A 25342-nucleotide genomic window follows, 5' to 3' on the forward strand; every position below is an offset into this window, starting at 1 on the left:
GTGTTCGCCGGGGTGATGTACCACGACTACAGCCGGCTGCTCGGCGGCAGCGAAGATGCCGAGGGCTACCTGACCAGCGGCAGCGCGGGCAGTGTCGCGTCCGGTCGGGTGGCCTACGTGCTCGGACTGGAAGGCCCGGCGGTCACCGTGGACACGGCGTGCTCGTCGTCGCTCGTCTCGCTGCACCTGGCCGCGCAGGCCTTGCGGTCGGGGGAGTGCGACTTCGCCCTCGCCGGGGGTGTCACGGTGATGGCGACGCCGTCGACGTTCATCGAGTTCTCCCGGCAACGCGGCCTGTCCGCGGACGGCCGCTGCCGCTCCTTCGGCGACGGCGCGGACGGCACCGGCTGGGCCGAAGGTGCCGGAATGCTGCTGCTGGAACGGCTTTCCGACGCTCGCCGGAACGGCCACCCGGTCCTGGCCGTGGTCCGGGGGAGCGCGCTCAACTCCGACGGCGCGTCCAACGGTCTCACCGCGCCGAACGGCCCGTCGCAGCAACGCGTCATCCGAGCCGCGCTCGCGAACGCCGGTCTGTCCCCTTCGGACGTCGACGCGGTGGACGGCCACGGAACCGGCACCTCGCTGGGCGACCCGATCGAGGCGCAGGCGCTCATCGCGACCTACGGCCGGGACCGCGAAACCCCGCTGCTGCTGGGTTCCGTCAAGTCGAACCTCGGGCACACGCAGGCCGCCGCAGGGGTGGCGAGCGTGCTCAAAATGGTCCTCGCGATGCGCCACGGCGTACTGCCGCGGACCCTGCACGCGGACCCGCCGTCGTCGCGCATCGACTGGGCAGACGGCGGTGTCGCGCTGCTCGGCTCGCCGATCGAGTGGCCCGAGAGCGGCCGGCCGCGCCGGGCGGCGGTTTCGTCGTTCGGGATCAGCGGCACGAACGCCCACGCGATCCTCGAGCAGCCCCCGGCCACCCCGGAGGCGCCTGCCGCGCCGGTGCCCGCGGTCGTGCCGTGGCCGCTGTCGGCCAAGTCCGAGACCGCACTGCACGAGCAGGCGGCGAGCCTGGCCGCGTTCGCCGGCGACCCGCTCGACGTCGGGCACACCCTCGCCGGCCGGTCGCGGTTCGCGCACCGGGCCGTCGTGCTCGCCACCGACCCGGGAACCACCCGGGACGCCTTGGCCGCTCTCGACCACCCGGCCGCCGTGACCGGTGCCGCCGTGCCCGGCCGGACCGCGTTCGTGTTCAGCGGCCAGGGCGGCCAGCGCGCGGGCATGGGGCGTGAACTGGCGCGGCGGTTCCCGGTGTTCGCCGAAGCCTATGACGCCGTCCTCGCGGAGTTCGGTCCCGAGGTCGTGGCCGTTTTGCGCGGCGATGACCAGGCGCGCCTGGACCGCACGGAATTCGCGCAGCCCGCGTTGTTCGCCCTGCAGGTCGCGCAGCTGCGGCTGGCCGGATCGTGGGGTGTCACGCCCGATTTCGTCGCCGGGCACTCGATCGGCGAGATCGCCGCCGCGCACGCCGCCGGGGTGTTTTCCCTGGCCGACGCGTGCCGCTTGGTCGTCGCCCGTGGCGCGCTGATGCAGGTCCTGCCCGACGGCGGTGCGATGGTCGCGGTCGTGGCCGCCGAGGACGAGGTCCGGCCGCTGCTGGGCCCGGACGTCGCGATCGCCGCGGTGAACGGGCCGCGCTCGATCGTCCTTTCCGGAACGGCGGAGGCGGTCGCCGAGGTGGCCGCGCGGTTCGAGAAGACGCGGCGGCTCACGGTGTCGCACGCGTTCCACTCGCCGTTGATGGAGCCGATGCTCGCGGAATTCGCCGCAGTCCTGAGTGGACTGACGTTCGCCGCACCGCGCTTGCCGTTCGTGTCCACTGTGGTCGCGGATGGCGATCCGGCCACGCCGGGCTACTGGGTGCGGCACGCGCGGGAGGCGGTCCGGTTCGCCGACGCCGTGACGACGCTGACCGGGGCCGGGGTGACGCGGTTCGTCGAAGCCGGGCCGGACGGCGTGCTGTCCGCGCTGGTGCCGGAGGCGCTCGCGGTGCCGTTGATGCGGCGCGACCGCGGTGAAGAAGCCGCGTTCGTCGAGGCCGCGGCGCGGCTGTTCGTGGCCGGGGTGGACGTCGATTGGCGCCCCGCCCTGACCGGCGGACGGCGGGTGGACCTGCCTACCTACCCGTTCCAGCGCGAGCGCTTCTGGCCCGCACCGCGACCGGCCCGCGCGGCGGGAACGGTGGCGCACCCGCTGCTCGAGGACGCGGTCGCCCTGGCCGGCTCGGACGAGATCGTGCTGACCGGGCGGCTGTCGGTGGCCGCGCAGCCGTGGCTGGCGGAGCACGTCGTGGCGGGGGCGACGCTCCTGCCGGGCACGGCGCTGGCCGAGCTGGCGATCCGCGCGGGCGACGAGTGCGGTTGCCCGCGGATCGATGAGCTGACCATGGCCGTCCCGCTGGTGGTGCCCGCTTCGGTGCAGGTGCGGGTGGGCGAGCCGGGGGAGCGCGGCACCCGGCCGATCGCCATCCACTCGCGTCAGTCCGAAGAGGACGGCTGGACCGAACACGCCACCGGCACCCTGGGTGCGGCGTTGCCTTCTCCCGCCGGTGACGCCGAGGTGTGGCCGCCCGCGGACGCCTCGCCGATCGCCCTGGATGACTTCTACGCGGACTTCGCGGCGGACGGCTTCGAATACGGCCCCCGCTTCCGCGGCCTGCGCGCGGCCTGGCGCCGCGGCGGCGAGGTGTTCGCCGAGGTGGCCCTCGACGAGCAGCACCACGCGGAGGCGGCGGAGTTCGGCCTGCACCCGGCCCTGCTGGACGCGGCCCTGCACGCGCTGACGTTGCGCCCGGACACGCCGGCGCGGGTGCTGCCGTTCTCGTGGCGGGGGGTGTCGCTGCACGCGGCGGGTGCGGTGGCGCTGCGGGTCCAGGTCGGCGGGGACGGGGTGGAGCTGTTCGCCCCCGACGGCACGCCGGTGGCGACAATCGACGCCCTCGACCTGCGCGAACACCGCCCAGCCACCCAGCGCAACGACGCGCTGTTCACGCTCGGGTGGACCCCCGTGCCCACGCCGGCCCCGGCCTCGGCGGCAGTGCTCTGGGGCGACGATCCGTTCGGCCTCGCCCTGCCGAGCGTGGACGACCTCACCGGTGCGCCACTGGTGGTGACGTGCCTGGCCGGAGCCGCAACGGACATCCCGGCTTCGGCGCACGACTTGAGCTGCCGGGCGTTGGAGCTGGCTCAGCGCTGGATCACCGAGGCGGCGACGGGCAAGCTGGTGTTCCTGACCCGCGGCGCAACCGAGGGAGCAGACCTCCCGGCGGCGGCGGTGTGGGGCTTGATCCGCGCGGCACAGGCGGAACACCCGGGCCGCTTCGGCTTGGTGGACCTGCCGGCGCGGGCCGCCGAGCCGCGGCCGGTCGCCGCCGAACTCCTCCTCTCCGCCCTGGCGAGCGACGAACCCCAGCTCGCCGTCCGCGACAGCACCCTCCTCGCCGCCCGCTTCACCCCCGCCCCGCCGGGCACCACCCGTGCCTGGGACCCCGATGGCACCGTCCTCATCACCGGCGGCACCGGCGGCCTCGGCGCGATCATCGCCCGGCACCTCGTCACCACCGCCGGCACCCGCCGCCTGCTGCTCGTCAGCCGTCGCGGTGCCGACAGCCCCGGGGCCGCCGCCCTCGTCGCCGAACTCACCGCAGCCGGCGCCGACGTCACCGTCGCCGCGTGTGACGTCACCCAGCGAGCGGCGCTCCAGCAGCTGCTCGACGGCCGTGAGATCGCCACGGTCGTCCACGCCGCCGGAGTCCTCGACGACGCCCTCCTCGCCGACCTGACCCCCGAGCGCCTCGCGGCCGTCCAACGCCCGAAGGCCGAGGCCGCCTGGCTGCTGCACGAACTCACCGCCGACGACACCGACCTGATCCTCTTCTCCTCCGTCTCCGGCACCCTCGGCCTCCCCGGCCAGGGCAACTACGGGGCCGCCAACGCCTTCCTCGACGCCCTCGCCGCCCACCGCCACACCCGCGGCCTGCCCGCCGTGAGCCTCGCCTGGGGTCCGTGGGTCCCGGCCGCCGGTATGACCGCCGACCTCGGGGACACCGGCGTCGAACGGCTCGCGCGCGCCGGGTTCCCGCCGCTCACCGTCGAGCAGGGCACCGCGCTCTTCGACGCCGCCCTCGGTTCCGGCGCGCCCGTCGTGCTGCCCGTCCGGCTGGACCGGGTCGTCCTGCGCCGCCGCGATGATCTCCCGTACCCCCTGCGCGGTCTGGTCCGCGCCCCCGCCCGGCGGACCGCCGCGGTGGCCGGGCGGCCGCGCGGGCGGGCCGAGGCCGGGGCCGTGGTCGCCAACGAGGTCGCGCACGTCCTCGGCCACCGCGGCACCGAGCGGATCACCCCCGCCAAGTCGTTCTCCGAGCTCGGCTTCGACTCGCTCACCGCCGTCGAGCTGCGCAACCGGCTCGCCGCCGCCACCGGGCTGAAGCTGACGGCGACGCTCGTCTTCGACTACCCGACCGTCGGTGCCCTGGTCGACCACATCGCCGGCGAGGCCCCGGCCGAAGCGGCCCCCGCGGTGAAGGCGGTCGACGGCGATCCGATCGTCATCGTCGGCATGGCCTGCCGCTACCCCGGCGGCGTCGGCTCGCCCGAAGACCTCTGGCGGCTGGTCGAAACCGGCGGCGACGCCATCACCGGGTTCCCGGCGAACCGCGGCTGGGACCTCGACGCGCTCTACGACCCCGACCCGGCCCACCCCGGCACGTCCTACACCCGCCACGGCGGTTTCCTGCACGACGCCGCCGGCTTCGACGCCGGGTTCTTCGGCATGAGCCCGCGCGAAGCCGTCGCGACCGACGTCCAGCAGCGCCTCCTGCTCGAGACGTCCTGGGCCGCGGTCGAAAGCGCGGGCGTCGACCCCTCGTCACTGCGCGGCAGCGCCACCGGGGTGTTCGCCGGCGTGATGTACGGCGACTACAGCCGGCTGCTCGACGGCGGCGAAGACGTCGAGGGCTACCAGACCAGCGGCAGCGCGGGCAGCGTCGCGTCCGGCCGGGTGGCCTACGTGCTCGGTCTCGAAGGTCCCGCGGTCACCGTGGACACGGCGTGCTCGTCGTCGCTGGTGGCGTTGCACTGGGCCGCGCAGGCCCTGCGCGCCGGCGACTGCGACCTCGCCCTCGCCGGCGGCGTCACGGTGATGGCGACCCCGACGGCCTTCGTCGAGTTCTCCCGCCAGCGCGGCCTCGCCCCCGACGGCCGCTGCAAGCCCTTCTCCGGCAGCGCCGACGGCGTCGGCTGGTCCGAGGGCGTCGGCATGCTGGTCCTGGAACGGCGGTCCGACGCCGAACGCCGCGGTCACGAGGTCCTCGCCGTGGTCAAGGGATCCGCGGTCAACTCCGACGGCGCTTCGAACGGCCTCACCGCCCCGAACGGCCCGTCCCAGCAACGCGTGATCCGCGCCGCGCTGGCCAACGCCGGTCTGTCCACTCAGGACGTCGACGTCGTCGAAGCGCACGGCACCGGCACGACACTGGGCGACCCGATCGAGGCGCAGGCCCTGCTCGCGACCTACGGACAGGACCGCGAGACGCCGCTGCTGCTCGGGTCGGTGAAATCCAACCTCGGGCACACCCAAGCCGCCTCCGGCGTGGCCGGGATCATCAAGGTGGTGCAGGCGATGCGCCACGGTGTGGTGCCGCGGACCCTGCACGTCACCGAACCGTCCGGGCACGTCGACTGGACCGCGGGTGCCGTCGCGCTGGCCACCGGGGAGACACCGTGGCCCGAGGCGGGCCGTCCCCGCCGGGCCGGTGTGTCGTCCTTCGGCATCAGCGGTACCAACGCCCACGTCATCCTGGAACAACCCCACCCGCACCCCGGGCCAGAGCGGCCGGCCCCGCCCGACGTGCCGTGGCTGGTCAGCGCCAAGACCCCCGCCGCCCTGCGGGAGCAAGCGCGCCGCTTGAGCGTCCACATCGGACCACACGATGCCCGTGACGTCGCGTGGACGCTGGCGAACGGCCGCGCCCGCTTCGACGAGCGAGCCGTCGTGTTCGGCGAGAGCGCGTTGGCCGCGCTCGCCGACGGCACCGAGCACCCGGACGTCGTCCTCGGCGGACCCGCGCCCGGCCGGACCGCGTTCCTGTTCACCGGCCAGGGTTCCCAGCGTCTCGGCATGGGCCGCGAGCTGGCCGCGGACCCGGTCTTCGCCGCCGCACTCGACACCGCGCTCGCCGAGCTCGACCCGGCGGTCCGGGAGGTCATGTGGGGCGACGACGCCGCCGCGCTCGAACGGACCGAGTACGCCCAGGCAGCGTTGTTCGCCGTCGAAGTCGCGCTGTTCCACACGCTGACCGCGCGCGGAGTCCGCCCGGACTACCTCGCCGGCCATTCGATCGGCGAGCTCGCCGCCGCGCACGTCGCCGGGGTGTTCTCCCTGGCCGACGCGGCCCGGCTGGTCACCGCCCGGGGCCGGCTCATGCAGGCCCTGCCGCCCGGCGGGGCGATGGTCGCCCTCCGGGCCGCCGAAGACGACGTCCGGCCGCTGCTGGCCGACGGGGCCGGCCTCGCGGCCGTCAACGGGCCGCGCTCGGTCGTCATCTCCGGCCCGGACGCCGCCGTCGCCGCCGTCGCCGCGCACTTCGGCGACGCCAAACGACTCGCGGTCTCGCACGCCTTCCACTCGTCGCTGATGGACCCGATGCTCGCCGAGTTCGGCGCGGTCGCCGCGAGCCTGACCTACCACGAGCCCGCCATTCCCGTGGTGGCGAACGGAAGCGTCACCGACCCGGCGTACTGGGTGCGGCAGGTCCGCGACACCGTCCGCTTCGCCGACGCCCTGCGCGCGCTGCGGGCGTGGCACGTCGACAAGTTCGTCGAAGTCGGCCCGGACGCGGTCCTCGCCGGACTCGCGGCGAGCGATGACGCCGTCGTCGTCCCGGTGCTGCGCCGCGACCGCGACGAGCCCCGCACCTTCCGCACCGCGCTCGCCCGCCTCTTCGCGGCCGGCCTGCCGGTGGAGTGGGACGGCCTCGCCGACGGCCGCGCGGTCCCGCTGCCCGGCTACGCCTTCCAGCACGAACGGTTCTGGCCTCCGGCCCGCCGGAGCACCGGCGACCCCGCCGGGCTCGGGCTCGGCGCGGCCACCCACCCGCTGCTCGGCGGCACGGTCGACCTCGCCGACGGCGCCGGCCGGCTGCACACCGGCCGGCTCTCCCTGGCGGCGCAACCCTGGCTGGCGGATCACACGGTCCTGGGCACGATCGTGCTACCCGGCGCGGCCTTCACCGAACTGGCGCTGAGCGTCGGTACGGCGGGCGTGCGCGAGCTGACCGTCGTCGAGCCGCTCGTCGTCCCGGCGGACGGTGCCGTCCACCTGCAGGTCCGCGTGACCGCCCCGGCCGGGGACGGGCTGCGCGAGCTGGACGTGTTCTCGCGCGCCGAGGGCGACGACGGGAGCTGGACCCGCCACGCGACCGGCGTCCTCGAAGCGGAAACCCCGGTGGCGAACCGGGGAGTGACCATCCCGGACGATGCCGAGCTCCTCGACCTCGGCGACGCCTACGACCGGCTGGCCGCGCTCGGCCTCGGCTACGGGCCCGCGTTCCAGTGCCTGCGCCGCGCCTGGCGCCACGGCGACGACGTCTTCGCCGAGCTGAGCCTCGGCGACGAACCGGCCACGGCCTTCGGGGTGCACCCGGCGCTGCTCGACGCCGCCCTGCACGCCGTCGCGCTCACCGCCGGGCACGACCGGCCGCACGTGCCGTTCAGCTGGCGCGGCGTCCGGCTGCACGCCACGGGCGCGTCGTTCCTGCGCGTCCGGATCACCCCGGCCGGGGACAACGCGGTCTCCCTGTCCTTCGTGGACGCCGAAGGCGAGCCGGTCGCGGACGTCGAAGCGGTGACGTTCCGGCCCGCGACCGCCGCCCGCACCCGCGCCCACGACGCGCTGTACCGGCTGGACTGGGTGCCGGCCGAAACGACCCGGCAGCAGACGCGGGACCGGGTCGTCGTCACGGCCGACGGCCCCGCGCGGGCCTTGGAGCTGGTCCGCGACTGGCTCGCCGAACCCCGCGACGCGGAACTCGTCTTCCACACCACCGGCGCCACCGACGGTACCGACCTCGACGCGGCCGCCGTGTGGGGGCTGGTCCGGGCGGCCCAGTCCGAGCACCCGGGCCGGTTCGCGCTCGTCGACAGCGTCGATCCGGCCGACGCCGGACTGGCCACCGGCGAGCCCCAGGTCCGCGTGCGTGACGGCGTCGCCGAGGTCCCGCGGCTCGCGAAGGTGCCCGCCGAGCCCGCCCCGCTCGGCTGGGACCCCGACGGGACCGTCCTGATCACCGGCGGCACCGGCGGGCTCGGCCGCCTGCTGGCGAAGCACCTGGTGACCGCGCACGGCATGCGCCGCCTGCTGCTGCTCAGCCGCAGCGGCCGGGCCGACGTCACCGAGCTGACCGACGCCGGGGCCGAGGTGACCGTCGCCGCCTGTGACGTCACCGATCGCGCCGCGCTTTCCGCGGTCCTCGAAGGCCACCGCCTGACCGCGGTGGTGCACGCGGCCGGTGTCCTGGAAGACGGCACCGTCGAGACGATGACCGGCGAGCAGCTCGACCGCGTCTGGCGCCCGAAGGCCGAAGCCGCGTGGCTGCTGCACGAGCTGGCCGGCAACGTCGACGGATTCGTGCTGTTCTCGTCGATCGCGGGCACGATCGGCGGCGCGGGACAGGCCAACTACGCCGCCGCCAACGCCTACCTCGACGCGCTCGCCGAGCACCGCGCCGCGCTCGGCCTGCCCGCGGTCTCGCTCGCCTGGGGCCCGTGGGCCGGGGTCGGCGGCATGACCGCGGAGCTCAGCGGCGCCGAGGTCGCGCGGATGGCGCGGGCCGGGATCGCCGCGCTGACCGCCGAAGACGGCCTCGCGCTGTTCGACGCCGCCGTCGGCGCCGGGACACCGGCGCTGGTGCCGGTCCGGCTGGCCGCGACGGCGTCCGGCGAGGTCGCCGCGCCGCTGCGCGGGCTGGTCCGCGCGATCACGCGGCGGGCCGCCGCCGCGGGGGAACTCGCCTCGCGGCTGACCGGCCTGCCGGAAGCCGAGCGCCACGACGTCGTCGCCGACCTGGTCACCACGCAGGTCGCGGCGGTGCTCGGGCACGCCGGCCGGTCGGCCGTCGAGCCGTCCCGCGCGTTCTCCGCGCTGGGCTTCGACTCGCTCACCGGCGTCGAGCTGCGCAACCGGCTCGCCGCCGCGACCGGGCTGCGGCTCCCGACGACGCTGGTGTTCGACCACCCGAACAGCGCGGCGCTCACGGCGTTCCTGCTGGCCGAGCTGACCGGCGCCGACGCACCGGTCGCCGAGGTCCGTCCGGCTCGCGCCCGTGACGACGACCCGATCGTCGTGGTCGGCATGGGCTGCCGCTACCCGGGTGGCGCGGGATCGCCGGACGAGTTCTGGGACCTGGTCGCCGCCGGCCGCGACGCGATCGGCCCGTTCCCCGCCGACCGCGGCTGGGACCTGGCCGCGCTCTACGACCCCGACCCCGACCACCCGGGCACGACCTACGCGCGGGCGGGCGGGTTCCTGCACGGCGCCGCCGGCTTCGACGCCGCGTTCTTCGGCATGAGCCCGCGTGAGGCCGTCGCGACCGACGTCCAGCAGCGGCTGCTGCTCGAAACCTCGTGGGAGGCCCTGGAACACGCGGGCATCGACCCGGCGACCCTGCGCGGCAGCGCGACCGGGGTGTTCGCCGGCGTGATGTACAGCGACTACGGCAGCCTGCTCGCCGGCAGCGACTACGAAGGCCAGCAGGGCAACGGCAGCGCGCCGAGCGTCGCGTCCGGCCGCGTCGCCTACGCGCTCGGGCTGGAAGGCCCGGCGGTCACGGTCGACACGGCGTGCTCGTCGTCACTGGTGGCGCTGCACTGGGCGAGCCAGGCGCTGCGGTCGGGGGAGTGCTCCCTGGCGCTGGCCGGCGGGGTCACGGTGATGGCGACCCCCGCGACGTTCGTCGAGTTCGCCCGCCAGCGCGGGCTGTCCCCCGACGGGCGGTGCAAGGCGTTCTCCGACGACGCCGACGGCACCGGCTGGTCCGAAGGCGTCGGCCTGCTGGTCCTGGAACGGCAGTCCGACGCGGTCCGCAACGGCCACCGGATCCTGGCCGTGGTCCGGGGTTCCGCGGTCAACTCCGACGGCGCGTCCAACGGCCTCACCGCGCCGAACGGCCCGTCCCAGCAGCGGGTGATCCGCGCGGCGCTCGACGGCGCCGGACTGTCCACTTCGGACGTCGACGTCGTCGAGGCGCACGGCACGGGCACCATGCTCGGCGACCCGATCGAGGCGCAGGCGCTGCTGGCGACCTACGGCCAGGACCGGGAAACCCCGCTGCTGCTCGGCTCGGTGAAGTCGAACATCGGCCACACGCAGGCCGCGGCCGGCGTCGCGGGCATCATCAAGATGATCCAGGCGATGCGCCACGGCGTCGTCCCGGCCAGCCTGCACACCGGCACCCCGTCGTCCCACGTGGACTGGACCGCGGGCGCCGTGGAGGTCGTCGGCGAAGCCCGCGTCTGGCCGTCGGTGGCGCGGCCGCGGCGGGCCGGAATCTCGTCGTTCGGCATCAGCGGCACCAACGCCCACGTGATCATCGAGCAAGGACCCGAGGTGCCCGCTCCGGCCGAAGTTCCGGAAGGGCCGTCGGTTTGGCCGCTGTCCGCTCGCTCGGCCGCGGCTTTGCGAACCCACGCGATCCGCCTTTCGTCCGCAGTGGACGAGTGGCCCGCGGCCGACGTGGGGCGGGCGCTGGCCCGGCGTCCGAAGTTCGCGCACCGGGCCGTCGTCGTCTCCGACCGGCCCGCCGGCGCGCTGGCCGCGTTCGCCGCCGGTGAGCAGTCTTCCGCCGTCGTCGAAGGCGTGGTGACGGCCGGGCCGGCCGCGTTCCTGTTCTCCGGCCAGGGCGCGCAGCGGCCGGGCATGGGCCGCGCGCTGGCCGCGCGCTTCCCGGTGTTCGCGGCCGCGTTCGACGAGGTCCTCGACCGGCTCGACCCGGCCCTCCGGTCCGCGGTGGACGACGACCGGGTGCACCGCACCGAGTACACCCAGCCGGGGCTGTTCGCGTTCGAGGTCGCCGCGGCGCGGCTGCTCGGGTCGTGGGGCGTGCGCCCGGACTTCGTCACCGGGCATTCGGTCGGGGAGATCGCGGCCGCGCACGTCGCCGGCGTGCTGACCCTCGACGACGCCTGCACGCTGGTGTCGGCCCGAGCCCGGCTCATGGGCGCGCTGCCCGAAGGCGGCGTGATGATCGCCGTCCAGGCGTCCGAAGCGGACGTTCGCCCGTTGCTGGGCGAGGGGGTCGACCTGGCCGCCGTCAACGGGCCCGCGTCGGTCGTGCTGTCCGGGCTGGAGGACGCCGTCAGTGCCGTCGCGGACCAGTTCGGCAAACAGCGGCGCCTGCGCGTCTCGCACGCGTTCCACTCGCTGCTGATGGACCCGATGCTGGCGGAGTTCGGCGACGTCGTCGCCGGCCTGACCTTCGCCGAACCCCGGATCCCGCTCATCGCCGCCGGCGACGTCACCGACCCGGCGCACTGGGTGCGGCAGGTGCGCGACGCCGTGCGCTTCGCCGACGCGCTCGAGCGGCTCACCGCGGCCGGCGTGACGCGGTTCGTCGAGGTCGGCCCGGATGCGGTGCTGTCCGGTCTGGTCGACGTGCCGGACGCGCTCGTCGTCCCGGTTGCCCGCCGCGACCGCGCCGAGGACCGGACGTTCCTCGGCGCGCTGGCCCGGCTGCACGTCTCCGGGCTCGACGTCGACTGGGCCACCGACGGGCCGCGGGCCGACCTGCCCGCCTACCCGTTCGAACACCGGCGGTTCTGGCCGCCGGCCCGCCCGGCCGACGCTCCGCGCGGCGGTGGGCACCCCGTGCTCGGCGCGGCCGTCGAAGTGGCGGGCACCGGCACGGTCGTCGCCACCGGACGCCTGTCGACGTCCGCGCAGCCGTGGCTCGCCGACCACGTCGTCTTCGGCACGACCCTCGTGCCCGGCACGGCGCTGCTGGAGCTGGCGCGGCACCTCGGCGCCCAAGCGGGCTGCGCGCGCGTCGACGACCTGACCCTGCTGACGCCGTTGGTCCTGACCGGGACCGTGACCGTCCAGGTTTCCCTCGGCGCGCCCGACGCGGCCGGGCACCGCCCGGTGGAGATCCACTCCGCGGGCGACGACGGCTCGTGGACCCGGCACGCGACCGGCGTCGTCGCCCCGGATGCGGCGCCGGCGGACTTCGCCACCGCGGAATGGCCACCGGACGAGGCGGTGCCGGTCGGCTTGGCCGGCGCCTACGAGGACCTGGCCGACCGCGGGTTCGCCTACGGCCCGGCGTTCCAGGGCCTGAAGGCGCTGTGGCGGCGCGGTGCCGAGCTGTTCGCCGAAGTCCGCGTCGACGACGCCGACGGCTTCGGCCTGCACCCGGCGCTGCTCGACGCCGTCCTGCACGCCACGCTGGTCGCCGAGCCCGACGGCCCGCCCGCGCTGCCGTTCACCTGGCGCGGGGTGTCCGTGCACCGGCCCGGGGCGGCGGACCTGCGGGTCCGGCTGGCCCCGGCGGGCCCGGACACGATCAGCCTCGCGATCGCCGACGCCTCCGGCGCTCCGGTCGCGTCGGTCGACGGGCTCACCGTCCGCGAGGCCGCTCAGCTGCGCCCCACGCACCTCTACCGGCTCGGCTGGACGCCGATCGCCGCCGCGTCCGCCGACGTCGTCACGGTCCCCGCGTACGCCCTCACGGATCCGGCGCGGGCCCTGGCCGAACTGGTCGCGGTGCCCGAGTTCGTCGAGGTGGCCGTTCCCGCGGGCGCCGACCTCCGCACCGGCACGGCCGAGGTGCTGGCGCTGGTCCAGGCGTGGCTCGCCGACTCGCGCTTCGAAACCGCGAAGCTGGTCGTGCGGACCGCCGGTGCGCTCGACGGCGAGGACTTCGCGGCGGCCGCCGTCTGGGGGCTGGTGCGGTCCGCGCAGCAGGAGAACCCGGGCCGGTTCGTCCTGGTCGATTCCGACGGATCCCTGGCCGTGGGCGACTTCCTCGGGTCCGGGGAACCGGAACTGTCCATCCAGGACGGCGTGGTCGCGGCCGCGCGGGTCGAACGGGCCACGCCCGGGGACGCCGTCACCGAGTGGGACCGCGACCGCGCGGTGCTCATCACCGGCGGCACGGGCGGCCTCGGCGCGCTGGTCGCCCGGCACCTCGCCGCCGGTGGGCACCGGCACCTGGTCCTGGTCAGCCGGTCCGGCACCGCCGAGCCCGGGCTCCTCGACGAGCTCGCGGAGCTGGGCGCCCGGGCGGAGGTGCGGGCCTGCGACGTCGGGGACCGCGCCGCGGTCGCGGACGTGCTGGCGGGCCTCGACCTCACCGCGGTCGTGCACGCGGCGGGCGTGCTGGACGACGGCGTCGTCGGCTCGCTTTCGCCGGAGCGCTTCGACACCGTGCTGCGCCCCAAGGCCGACGGCGCCCGGCACCTGCACGAGCTGACGGCCGGGCACGACCTCGCCGGGTTCGTGCTCTTCTCGTCGCTCGCGGGCACGTTCGGCGGTGCGGGCCAGGCGAACTACGCGGCGGCGAACGCGGTCCTCGACGCCCTCGCCGTCCACCGGCAGCGCCGCGGGCTGCCCGCGGTGTCGCTGGCGTGGGGCCCGTGGACGGCCGAAACCGGCATGACGGCGGCCCTGCCCGAAGCGGAGATCCGGCGGCTGGCCCGCGCGGGTGTCGGGCTCCTCGCCCCGGCGGACGGCCTGGCCGCGTTCGACGCCGTCCGCGCGGGTGCCGACCCCGTCGTGGTGCCGGTGCACCTCGATCTGCCCGCGCTGCGCGCCCTCGGCGACGTCCCGCCGGCGCTGCGCACGCTCGTCCCGCCCCGGCGGCCCGCGGCCCGGCCCGCGGCGGCCGGGCCGGACCTCGCGCCCCGGCTGGCCGGGCTCGGCGCGGCGGAGCGGACCGAGCTGCTGCTGGAGGTGGTCGCCGACGCCGTGGCGGTGGTGCTGGAGCACGGCGACCAGGACAGCGTCGGACCCGACCAGGCGTTCACGGAGCTGGGCTTCGACTCGCTGACGGCGGTCGAGCTGCGCCGGCGCCTGACGGCGGTGACGGGCCTGGCGCTGCCCGCGACACTGGCGTTCGACCAGCCGACCCCGCGCGACCTCGCCCGGCACCTCGCGGAGCTGCTCGCCCCGGACGAGAAACCGGAGCAGGCGATCCTGGCCGATCTGGCCCGGCTGGAGAAGGCGTTGCGGGACCCGGCGATCGACCCCGGCGCGCACGAGGAGATCACCGCGCGCCTGGAGCAGGTGCGCGGCGTCTGGACCGCCCGTGACGACGTGGCCGGCGACGGCTTCGACTTCGCCGAGGCCAGCGACGACGAGATGTTCGCGCTGCTGGACGAAAAGCTGGGGGCCGGTGACTAGTCCACTGTGGAGCGTGCGCCGAGCGCCCGGGCCAGCTGGGCGCGGCCGTCGATCTTCAGCTTCCGGTACAGGCTGGTCAGGTGCTTCTCGACGGCCCGGCGGCTGATGCTCAGCTCGTCGGCGATTTCGGTGTTGGTCCGCCCGCTCGCTGCCAGGCGCGCGACGGTCGCCTCGCCCGCGGTCAGCTCCGCCGTGGGCCGCGGCAGCTCCGCGTGGCCGAAGGTGCCGTCTTCGTGCCCTTCGAGCCGGCCCGCGCCGCAGCTTTCGGCCAGTTGCCGCGCGCGGGCCAGCAACCGCCGTGCCGTCTCCGGTTCCGTCGTGCGCAGGCGGGTGCCCAGGTCGGCGCAGGCCTTGGCGGCTTCGAGCTCGTCCGGCGCGTCGTCCAGCAGTGCCACCGCTTCCCGCAGCAGCTCGACCGCGTGCCGCCGGTCGGCCAGTGCGGCGAGCACCCGCAGCGACCGCCCGACGATCGCGGGCGCACCCCACGCGACGGAGAGGCGGTGGTGTTCGCCGGCCAGCTGCCGGGCCTGCTCGGCCCGGCCGAGCCGCAGGGCCAGCAGCGCCGCCGACCCGCGCCACGGGTAGATCGCGGGGTTGTGCCAGCCCGCCCGGTCCAGCAGGCGGCCGCGGTCGAGGAACTGCGCCAGCGCCGCGTCCGGGTCTTCACGGGCGGCCAGCATGCCCCGCAGGCCGCGGCCGACCGCGAACACCGCGAGGTCGTCGGAGCGGGGGAGGCCGTCGAGCACCTGCCGGGCCAGATCCCGGCGGCGCGCCGCGTCCGCGGCCAGGGCGAGGGTCGTGGCCGGCAACGCCAGCACGTCGTAGCTCCCCGGCTCGGCCGCGCGGAACGCCCGCTCGGCCGGCTCCCCGGCCTCGGCGAACCGGCCGCGCGACAGCAGCGCCAGCGCGTGGTGGACGTCGACGAGCACCCGCGTCGCGGTGGTGGCCCGCGGCCCGCCCGCCGACGCCAGCCACGACGTGACAGCGTCCGGGCGGCCCGCGGCGGTCAGCACGAGCGGGACGATCCGCAGCGCGGTCCCGGCCCGGACGGTCCGCGCCGGCTCGTGGTCCAGCAGGACGGTGGCGTGCCGGGCCGCTTCGTCGGCGGTGACGCGCCCGCCGAGCGTGGCGGCCAGCAACAGCACGGCGCGCAGTTCCCGCTCGCCGGGGCCCCGCGGCCGCTCGGGAAGCTGCCGCAGCCGGGCGGCGGCCGCGGCCGGCCGGCCCGGCTCCTCGAGTGCGGCGAACCAGTCGCGGGCTTCCAGGCGCCGGGCGAGCTCGGGGTCGCACGGGCCGGTGAGTTCGGTCGTGGGCGGTGCGGTGGTGTGGGCGCGGGTTCCGGTGGGCTGGGGGTCGTCCGGGCTGGTGGTCGTGCGGGTGAGTTCGGTCGTCGGTGGTGCGGTGTTGCGGTGGGTGGGTTGGGGGTCTTCCCAGCCGATGACCGTGCGGGTGAGTTCGCTCGCCGGTGGTGGGGGTGCGGTCCGGGTGCCGGTTCCGGCTCGGTCCGGGACCCGTAGGTGCCGGGGGTCGTCCGGGCCGGTGACCGACCGGACCAGCTCCGTCACCAGCGGTCCGCGCGCGGCGGCGGTGAGCGGGATCCGCGCGACCGCTTCGGCCCGTTCGCGGCCCGCGGGCAGCAGCGGCGCGGCTTGCACGAGGTACCGCACGGCCGCCTGCGGATCGGGTTCGGCGGCGGCCAGTTCGGTGAGCAGCCGGGCCCGGCCCGGCTGCCCGGGCGGCGCGTCCAGCAGGGCCCGCCGCAGGTAGCGCGCCGCCAGGTCCCGGGCGCCCCGGCGGTGCGCCGCGACGGCCGCCGCCCGCAGGGTCGCGACCTCCTCCCGCCCGCGCAGGGTGTCGACGCTCAGCAGCTGCGCGGCGACGTGCTCGGGCGGAAACCCTTGTGCGGTCAGCAAAGCCGCCGCGGCCCGGTGGGCGGCCGCGGTGTCGGCGGCGGTCCGCGTCTCCTCGACCACCCGCACCAGCGCGGGCTCGGGGACCAGCCGTCCGTCGACGGCGGTGCTCAGCCAGGCGTCGCCGAGCAGGGCGCGCGCTTCGGCGCACGCCGCTTCGTCCAGCCCGGCCAAGCGGGCGACCAGTTCGGGTTCCGCGTGCCGCCCGAGCGTCACGACCGCCCGCGCGAACGCTTCGACCTCCGGTTCCCGCCGGACCAGCAACCGCAGCCGCTCCCGCCGCACGGCGGCGCCGAGTTCGCGCAGTGGCTCGCAGGCGGTGGCCGTTCCACCCAGCCGGTGGGCGAACGCGCGGGACAGGAGTTCGTCGAGGTCCTTCGGCCGGCCGCCGGTGAGGTCGTGGCAGGCCGCCGCGAACGCCGGCTCGGGCCTGGTCCCGATCCGGGCGGCGACCAGCTCGTGGGTGCCGGCGGGGGACAGCGGCCGGGCCACGACCTCGTGCTCCGCCGTCCGGGCGATCTCCCGCAGCACCGGCGCACGGGAGCTGCCGGGCAGCACGACGCCGAGGGTCACCCGCGTCCCGCGCAGCCGTCCGGCGAGGAAAGCCAAGGCGCGCAGCGAAGGTGCGTCGACCCAACGCAGGTCGTCGACCAGCGCCACGACCGGCCCGGACTCGGCGAGGGCGGCCAGCAGGACGTGCAGGCCGTAGAGCAGCGGGACGTCGTCGCCGTCCGGGGCCGGCGACCGGATCAGCTTCCCGGCGAGCGGGGGCAGCGCGGCTTCGCACGGGTCGCCGAGCAGCGGCAGGACGAGCTGCCGCACGACACCGAAGCGGAAGTCCCGTTCGGCGGGGGCCCCGCCGGCCCGCAGAACCCGCGCGCCCCGGCCCACGGCGAGGCGGCCGAGCTGCCGCAGCAGCGCCGAACGGCCGGTCCCGGCTTCCCCGCGCACCACGACGACCCCGCCGGTACCCCGCAGCGCTGCGGCCAGGACGGCGTCCTGGGTTTCGCGTTCGAACAGCACCGCCTCAGCCGCCCGGCGTCCGGGTGGGCCAGTGGTCCGCGAGCGCTCCCCGGCCTTGGAGACCGAGCTTGCGGTAGACCTTGGTCAGCCGCAGTTCGACGGTCCGCAGCGCGATCGACAGCTCCCGGGCGATCTCCCGGTTGGCGAGCCCGCGCGCGGCGAGCTCGGCGACTTCGCGTTCGGCGGGGGAGAGGGCGTCGGGCCGCGCGGGCGGGAACCGCAGCGCGGGCGGCGGATCGGCGGGCCGCCGCGGCGCGGGCACCGCGCGATGCCCGGCGGCGACCCGGTCGCGCAGGGCCTCGAGGGCCGCGGCGGTGCCCCAACGTTCGGCGAGGCTCAGTTCTTCGGCCGCCAGGGTGGCGGCGGCTTCGCGGTGGCCGAGGCGGCGCAGCGCAAGACTCGCGGTGGTGCGCCAGGGGGTGAGCATCGGGTTGACCCAGCCGCGCGAGCGCAGGACGCGGCCGCACTCGAGGGCCGCGGAGAGCGCCGTTCCCGGGTCGGCCCCGGCCAGGGCGAGTTCCGCCTCGGCGTGCAGCAGGAACGCGGCGGCCGCGGAGTGGCCACCCCCGCGCGGCCGCGGCTCGGCGGCGAGGTTGCGGGCGTGCTCGAGCCGCCCGAGGCGCAGGTGAACGGCGATCTCGACGGCGGACCGGGCCGGGAGGGCGGCGGGATGCCAGCAGCGCGCGGGCAGTTCCCGATCGGCGGCGGCGAGATCCCGCAGGGCATCGTCCGGCCGATCACCGCGCAGCGCGACGTCGGCCCGCAGGACGAGCGCCCGTGCGGCGGCGGCCCGCGCATCCCGTCGCCGGGCGGCCGCGACGACGGCGGTCAGCGCATCGACGGCCGCACCGGCAACCCCGGCACAGAGCAAGGCCCGGCAGGCGGCGAGGCGCGGCATGAGCGGCGCCTCTTCCCGCACGACGAGCGCCCGATCGGCGAGAGCGAGAACGGTGGTGCGCTGTTCCCCGCGAACGGCGAGCCGGAAGGCGGCGACCCCGGCTGCGGCGGGATCGCGGGGGACAGTGGGTGGCGGCCGGTGGAGGCTTGAGGTGGCGTGGCCGGGGTGCGCCGGGGTCCTTGCGGGGGATGCTGCGGATTCCCCGCCGGGCGTGCTCGGGCGTGCCTCGCCGGCCGGTGCCTCCGTGTCCAAGACGTCCGGGCCGGGCAGTGCGGGCACCGGCATCTCCGGATCGACCGCCGCTTCCTCCCGTGCCAGCACACCCAGCGCCACCAACGCCGGATCCACAGTGGACGAACGGCCCGGTTCCGGGGAACCCAGCTCCGCCACCAGCCGGTGCACCGTCTCCGCGTCGCCGCGGGCCAGGAGGAGGTCCGCGGCCGTGGCGGCGGCCGGGTGCTCGGCCAGGTCCGGTTCCGTCAGCACCTGGACCAGCCGCCGGTCCGCGTGGTCGGGTTCGCGGCGGACCACGGCCGAGGCCAGTCGGATCAGCAGGACCGCCCGATCGGCCGGACGGGCCGGCTCGGCCAACGCGCGCCGCAGGGCTTCGGCCGCCGCCACGGGGTTGCCCTGCGCCGACCACTGCTCCGCCGCCTCCACGAGCACCGTCCGCGCCCACGGCTCGCCGACCGGGGGCGCCGCGCGCAGCAGCTCGGCCGCGACCAGGGCACCCGCTCCGGTCCGGTGGGCCAGCTCCGCGCCCCGGCGGTACAGCTCGTCCCGCTCGGATTCAGCCAGCTCGGCCAGCGCGTCCGCCGCCAGGTGCGGCTCCGCCAGACGCCCGTCCGTCACCAATCCGCTCGCCTCCAGCGCGCTCAGCGCCTTGGGCGCGGCCGCCGAAGACAGCCCGGCCAGGCCGACCGCCGCCACGACGTCGAGGCGCTCCGAAACCGCCATCGCCCGCAGCAGGGCCAGCGCGTCCGGTGGCAGGCCGCGCCGGACCCGCGCCGCCCGCGCCGATGTCACCGCCCGCCCGGCCGCCGCCACCCGGGCCGGGTTCCAGTGCGAGGCCAAACCCGCTGCGGGTGCGAACTGGGCCGGGTCTCGGTGCGCGGCCAGACCCGCGAACCGTGCGGGCGCCGCCGGGTCTCGGTGCGGCGCCAGGCCCACCGGCCGGTCGCGGGCGAGGTCGAGCGCGGCCGACCAGGGCTCGGCTGCCCCCGCCTCCGAGCCCGCCTTCCACCGCTCCGCCAACTCCTCCAGCACCGCCGGTCGCCCGCGGACCACGTCCAGCGCGGCCGCCAGCACCTCTCGCGGCAGCTCGCCCAGCACCCGGTGCGCCAGCGTCGTCGTCTCGGCGGTCGTCAACGGGGACAACGCAATCCCATGACCCACCGCCAGCGGCTCGTGCGAAGTGGCGAGCAGCAACACCGGAGCGTCGCCGGTGCGGGCGGCCATCTCCTCGAACCACCACCGCGACCACTCGTCCGCCCACTGCAGGTCGTCGACGGCCAGCACCAGCGGCCCCTCGGCGGCGAGGCTCGCGAACGCGTCGCACAGCCGGCCGGCCGCGCGCTCGCGGTCGTCGAGGCACGCAGTCACCAGGTCGGCGTACGCGGAGGGGGGCAGCAGCGCCCCGGCCAGCTGCGTCACCGCGCCGAACGGGATCCCGTCCGGGACGCACGAGGCCGGCGCGCCCGGCGCGGCCGCGAGCACCCACTCCAGCAGCGCCGTCCGGCCCGTGCCCGCCGCCCCCGAAATCGCCGCCGTGGCCGCGCGGCCGTCCGCCAAGCCCGCGACCAAGTCGCCGAGCACGCTCACTGCGCGCTCCCGGCCGACGAGACGCGACTCGCGCACGGAACGACCACCTCCACCGGCGGGTCGACGTCGACCCGGGCCGAGGGCAGCCTAAGCGGGCGCCCGGGCCGCGGCACCGGGCCGCGCGCCGGGGGCGGGAGCTCTGCCCGCGCGGCCAGATTTCCCGGGCACAGCCGGGCAATCCGCGACCGACCGTGACTCAGCGGTCGCGCAAGGCTGCCGCCAGTTCGGCGCGCCCGGTGATGCCGAGCTTGCGGTAGACGCTCGTCAGGTGGACCTCGACCGTGCGCTGGGTGATGAACAACGACTCGGCGATCTCCCGGTTGGTCGCGCCCTCGGCGGCCCGCTGGGCGACCCGCCGCTCGCTGCCGCTCAGCGCGTCCGACGGCGAGCCGGTGCCGTGCCGCATCCGCCCGCCCGCTTCGGCCAGCGCCGGCAGCGCGAGCCCGAGCTGCTGCTTGTCCCGGCTGAGCACGGAAAGGTCGATCGAGCGGCGCAGCCGTTCTCGCGCGCCTTCGGCGTCCCCGCGTGCCAGCAGCCGCCTGCCGAGCAGGTACTCGGCCTTCGCCTGCTCCACCTTCGCCGGCGAATCCGCCAGGAGCTCGGCCGCGTGCCGCAGCCGCTCGATCGCCGCGTCCCCGGTCGCGAGCACCCCGCGCGAGGTCTCGAGCATGCCCAGTGCCCGCTGGGTGCCCCAGCGACGGACCGCGGCCTCGACGCCGTCGAGCACGGCCTCGCCCTCGGTGGTCCGGCCGAGCCCGGCCAGCAGCTCGGCCGACTCGTACCACCACGGCGCCAGCACGGGGTTGCCGATCCCGCTGCCGGCCAGGCTTTCCCCGCAGGTGCGCAGCACGGCGAGCGCGCCGTCGACGTCGCCCAGGGCGGCCCGCGCGCGGGCCTTCGCGAGCAGGTACCAGTGGTACTCGAGCGTGAAGTCTTCCAGCCGGGGCCGGACGATCGCGGCCAGCGCCCGCTCCGCGCCGGCCGGGTCGCCTTGCCGCACGAGCAGCGACCCCAGCACGGCCTGCGGCATCGCGATGCCGGGCGCCCAGCGCTCCTGGGTGATGACGTCGAAGGAGTACTGCGCGTCTGCCAGCGCGTCGGTGAGGTTGCCGCAGAACTGGTGGATCAGCGCGCGGACGGTCGCCCCGAGGACGTAGGTCCACGCTTCGCCGCGGCGCTGCGCGTGGTCGAGCACGCCGGTGATCGCCGCGAGCGCGGGCTCGGGCCGATCGGCGAGGAAGAGGGTGAGCACGGCGCCCAGCACCGCCCACCCACCCGGGGCGACGTCGCCGATGCGCAGCACCTGGACGGCCTGGGCGACGACTTCGGCGGCGGGGCGGCCCTGCAGGGTGCCCAGCGACGAGAGCATGCCGAGCAGCTCGCGCTCCTCGGCGGTGTCGCCCGGCGGCGGGACGACGTCGCGGAACCTCGCGCCGACCTGGGCGACGGTGGCCTTCTCGTCCAGCCCGGACAGCAGCAGCGCCGACTGGCTGACCATGCGCAGCGCCCGGTCGGCGGGGGAGGGGTCGGCCCCGAGCACCGCTTCGAGCGCGTCGGACACCTCCGTCGCCAGCGAGTAGGACCGCTGGGCGTTCTGCGCGCTCAGCGACACCATGACGTACTGCATGGCGATCGGCACCCGCCGGCGCGGGTCGTCCACCAGCCGGAGCGCGCGTTCGAGGTGCCGCAGCGACGCCGCCGGGTCGATCTGCCCGAGTACCCGGGACAGGTGCACGAGCACGGGGACGTCGTCCTCGCCGGCCCGCAGCACCTGCGCGAGGTACCGCGCGGCCGCCGCGGGGGCACCCCGGCTTTCGGCGGCCGCGGCCGCCTCCCGCAGCACCGTGACCATCCACGGCTGCGGTGGCCCGTCGAGCACCAGCAGGTGCACCGCGACCTCTTCGCTCGAGCGGCCGCTGTCGTTGAGCAGCATGGCCGCGCGTGCGCGCAGCCGGGCCAGCTCGGCCGGGTCCGCGGTGTTCAGCGCGGCCGTGCGGATGAGGTCGTGGGCGTAGACCAAGCGGTCCGGTTCGAGCAGCTCGCCGTCGCGCAGGGCCTGCACGGCGTGGCCCGCCGGGCCGGGCCGGGTGCCGGCGAGCGCGGCGATCGTCTCCAGCTCCTCACCGCCCAGCACCGCGATCGCGCGCGCGACGGACAGGGCGCCGGGGGACAGCCGGTCCAGCAGCGGGCGGACGACCGCTTCCCGGCCGAGCTCGTCGAGCACGCCGGCGTGCCCGGCGTCCGGGGGCACGCGGTCGCGCAGCGCGCCGATCACGCGGTCGAGCAGGAAGGGGTTGCCGCCGGTGACGGCGACGGCGCGGCGGACGAACTCCGGGTCCGGGGTCGCGCCGAACCCGGTGGCCAGGACGTCGGCGACCGCGGCGGCGGCCAGCGGCGCGAGGTCGACCGCCAGGCAGTTCGCGGCCGTACCGAGCTCGGCCAGCGCCTCCGGGCCGGGCTCGTCCGGGCCGGTGCGCTGGGTCAGCAGCACCAGCACCGGCAGGTCCTCGGCCCGGCGCAGGAGGAAGCCCAGCCAGCGCAGGGAGGTCTCGTCGCACCACTGGGCGTCGTCGACCGCCAGGACGACGGGACCCCGGGCCGCGAGGCCGGCCACCAGCCAGGAGAGGCCGTGCATGACCGAGTAGGTGTCGACGGAGCCGTCGCCGCGTTCGGGGGCGAGGGCGGGCAGCGCGAGCCGGGCGCTGCCGGTGAGCAGAGCGGCCTCCTCGGCGTCCCCGCGCGGCCACAGTGGACCGAACAGCGCGCGGACTGCTTCATAGGCCGCGGCGCCGGTGTCGGCGCAGGTCGCGGCGAGCACGGTGGCGGCGGTCCCGGCCAGCTCGTCGAGCGCGACGGACAGCAGCTTGGTCTTCCCGATCCCGGCGGCCCCGCGCAGCAGCACCGCCTGCCCTTCGCCGAGCGCGGTGGTGCGGGCGCGTTCGGCGAGCACCCGCAGTTCCCAGTCCCGGCCCGCCAGTTCCGACCGGCGGGATCCCCGCACCCCACTCCGAACGGCCACGTCTCTCCCGTCTGCGCGCGATCGCCGGCCGGGGGTCCGGCCGGCGCGCCCAGCCTGGCCCATCGGCCGGACGCGCGCGGTACCGGGCTCCCCGGCGCCTGGCCGGGAATGCCCGCGCGGGGTGATCCTGGGGTTTTCCCCAGTCCCGGCCCGGTAGAACGGTGGTACCGGTCCGGCCGGTGGCCGGTGACGACGTCGTCCCGCCCCGTGCCGTGTTCGTCCCGCCGGACCTTCCCCGAACCCCGAGGTGCGACCCCGGTCGTGCGCTGAGGAGAGAAATGACTGCCATCGCCCAAGTCACCGGCCGGGAGATCCTGGACAGCCGCGGCAACCCGACCGTCGAGGTCGACGTCGAGCTGGCCGACGGGTCGTTCGGGCGGGCGGCGGTGCCGTCGGGCGCGTCGACGGGCACGCGCGAAGCCGTCGAGCTGCGCGACGGCGACCCGCGCCGGTTCCTCGGCAAGGGGGTCTCGAAGGCCGTCGCCGCGGTCAACGGCGAGCTGGCCGGCGCGGTCGTGGGCCTCGACTCGCGGTCACAGGCCACTGTGGACCGCGTGATGATCGAGCTGGACGGCACGCCGAACAAGGCGCGCCTGGGCGCGAACGCCATCCTCGGGGTGTCGCTGGCGGTGGCGAAGGCCGCCGCGCAGGCACAGGTGCTGCCGCTCTACCGCCACCTCGGCGGGGACGACGCGCACCTGCTCCCGACGCCGATGATGAACATCGTCAACGGCGGCGTGCACGCCGACAACGGCATCGACTTCCAGGAGTTCATGATCGCGCCGGTCGGCGCGTCCAGCTTCGCGGAGGCGGTCCGGGTCGGCGCCGAGGTGTTCCACACGCTGCGCGGGATCCTCCGCGACGCCGGGCACAACACGAACGTCGGCGACGAGGGTGGGTTCGCGCCCCAGCTCGACACGGCCGACCAGGCGCTGGACTTCGTGGTGCGCGCGATCGAGCGGGCCGGGTACGTGCCCGGGGACGACGTGGTGCTGATGCTGGACCTGGCGGCCTCGGAGTTCTCCGAGGACGGGATCTACCACTACCGCGGCGAAGGCGTGAAGCGGTCGGCGTCCGAGCACGCCGGGTACCTGCGCGACCTGGTCGCCCGGTACCCGATCGCGTCGATCGAGGACGCCATGGCCCAGGACGACATCGGCGGCTGGCAGCTGGTGACCCGGGCGCTGGGCGAGCAGGTGCAGCTCGTCGGCGACGACGTCTTCTGCACGAACGTGGCGCTGCTGTCGGAGGGCATCGAACAGGGCGTGGCCAACGCGATCCTGGTCAAGGTCAACCAGATCGGCACGCTCACCGAGACGCTCGACGCGGTCGAGGTGGCTTCGCGCGCGGGGTACGGCGTGGTGCTGTCGCACCGGTCGGGGGAGACCGAGGACACGACGATCGCCGACCTGGCGGTCGCCGTGGACTGCGGCCAGATCAAGACCGGTTCGCTGTCGCGGGCCGACCGCACGGCGAAGTACAACCAGCTGCTGCGGATCGAGGAGGACCTGGGGACGGCGGCGGAGTACGCGGGCCGGGCGCCGCTGAACCGGAAGCGCTGACGGAATCCGGCGCCGGGGCCGGCGGGCCCCGGCGTCAGGCTTCGGCAGATGCCGCGGTCAGGACGTCGACGAGGGCCAGGTGGCGGAGCTCGGCGAACAGCCGTTCGCCGAGCAGGGTGGTGATGAGCGCGGTCTCCGCGGGGCGCCGGGCCGGGCCGATGTCGTCGATCAGGGCGGCGTCGACCGCGGCGACCTCGCGGGCGAGGGCGGCGTACTCGGCGAGCCGGCCGGAAATCCCGTCATGACCCAGGCCGTGGCAGACGGCCAGCACGGTGACCAGGTTGGCCACGGCCGGGCCGGTGTCGTCCGCCGGCTCGCCGAGCAGCTCGGCGACGCGGCCGAGGGCCCAGGCCCGGGCCGGCGCGGGGACCGGGCGGACGGTGACCCGGCCGTCCTGCGCCACGCCGAGCACGACCCGCGCCGCGCGGCCGGCGTCGAGGGCCGCGAGCACGTCGGCCACCTCGGCCAGCGACAGCCCCCCGATCTCGCGCAGGGCGCAGACGAGCCGCAGCCGCTTGACGTGCTCGGGGGTGTACTCCGCCTGGTTGGGGCCGATCCGGCGGCCCGCGGGCAGCAGGCCCTCGCGCAGGTAGTACTTGATCGTCGCGACCGGAACACCCGAATCCGCGCTGAGCTCAGCCATCCGCATCGCGCCTGGTTCTCCCCTTCTCCGCCCGCTCGCGCGGGGAGGCCAGTGAATCGCGCGCGGGCG

The 25342-nt window shown here is 76.3% G+C and carries 6 protein-coding genes (1 of these 6 running past the window's edge); 2 read left to right on the forward strand and 4 right to left on the reverse strand.

Annotated elements, in window-relative coordinates:
• Positions 1–14397: the 3' portion of an SDR family NAD(P)-dependent oxidoreductase gene (locus AB0M80_RS25800; RefSeq protein ID WP_364569738.1), read on the forward strand. 12831 nt of this gene lie to the left of the window's left edge; 14397 of the gene's 27228 nt are visible here — the last part of the coding sequence; its start codon lies off the left edge, out of view; its stop codon occupies positions 14395–14397.
• Here AB0M80_RS25800 and AB0M80_RS25805 read toward each other — a convergent pair.
• From AB0M80_RS25805 to AB0M80_RS25815, 3 genes are all read right to left on the reverse strand, one after another.
• On the reverse strand, positions 14394–17330 hold the full coding sequence (locus AB0M80_RS25805) for an AAA family ATPase (RefSeq protein WP_364569741.1): 2937 nt from the start codon (positions 17328–17330) through the stop codon (positions 14394–14396). The two genes, AB0M80_RS25800 and AB0M80_RS25805, sit on opposite strands and share 4 nt — an antisense overlap.
• 4 nt (positions 17331–17334) lie before the next feature.
• Positions 17335–20085: an AAA family ATPase gene (locus tag AB0M80_RS25810; RefSeq protein ID WP_364569744.1), complete on the reverse strand. Its 2751-nt coding sequence runs from the start codon at positions 20083–20085 to the stop codon at positions 17335–17337.
• A 160-nt stretch (positions 20086–20245) separates the two neighbouring features.
• Positions 20246–23068: an AAA family ATPase gene (locus AB0M80_RS25815; protein ID WP_364569747.1), complete on the reverse strand. Its 2823-nt coding sequence runs from the start codon at positions 23066–23068 to the stop codon at positions 20246–20248.
• A 278-nt stretch (positions 23069–23346) separates the two neighbouring features.
• On the opposite strand from AB0M80_RS25815, the gene eno reads away from it, so the two are divergent.
• On the forward strand, positions 23347–24630 hold the full coding sequence (gene eno, locus AB0M80_RS25820; RefSeq protein ID WP_364569750.1) for a phosphopyruvate hydratase: 1284 nt from the start codon (positions 23347–23349) through the stop codon (positions 24628–24630).
• Positions 24631–24664: 34 nt separating this feature from the next.
• Here eno and AB0M80_RS25825 read toward each other — a convergent pair whose 3' ends face one another.
• Entirely contained in the window at positions 24665–25273 is a 609-nt protein-coding gene (locus AB0M80_RS25825; RefSeq protein ID WP_364569753.1) for a MerR family transcriptional regulator, read from the reverse strand.
• Positions 25274–25342 lie beyond the last annotated feature (69 nt).

The sequence above is a fragment of the Amycolatopsis sp. NPDC051045 genome (genome assembly GCF_040682955.1).
Classification (GTDB): Bacteria; Actinomycetota; Actinomycetes; order Mycobacteriales; family Pseudonocardiaceae; genus Amycolatopsis.

Coding starts and splice junctions, on each gene's coding strand:
- eno (WP_364569750.1), top strand. CDS start 23,347: ATGACTGCCATCGCCCAAGTCACCGGCCGGGAGATCCTGGACAGCCGC.
- AB0M80_RS25825 (WP_364569753.1), bottom strand. CDS start 25,273: ATGGCTGAGCTCAGCGCGGATTCGGGTGTTCCGGTCGCGACGATCAAG.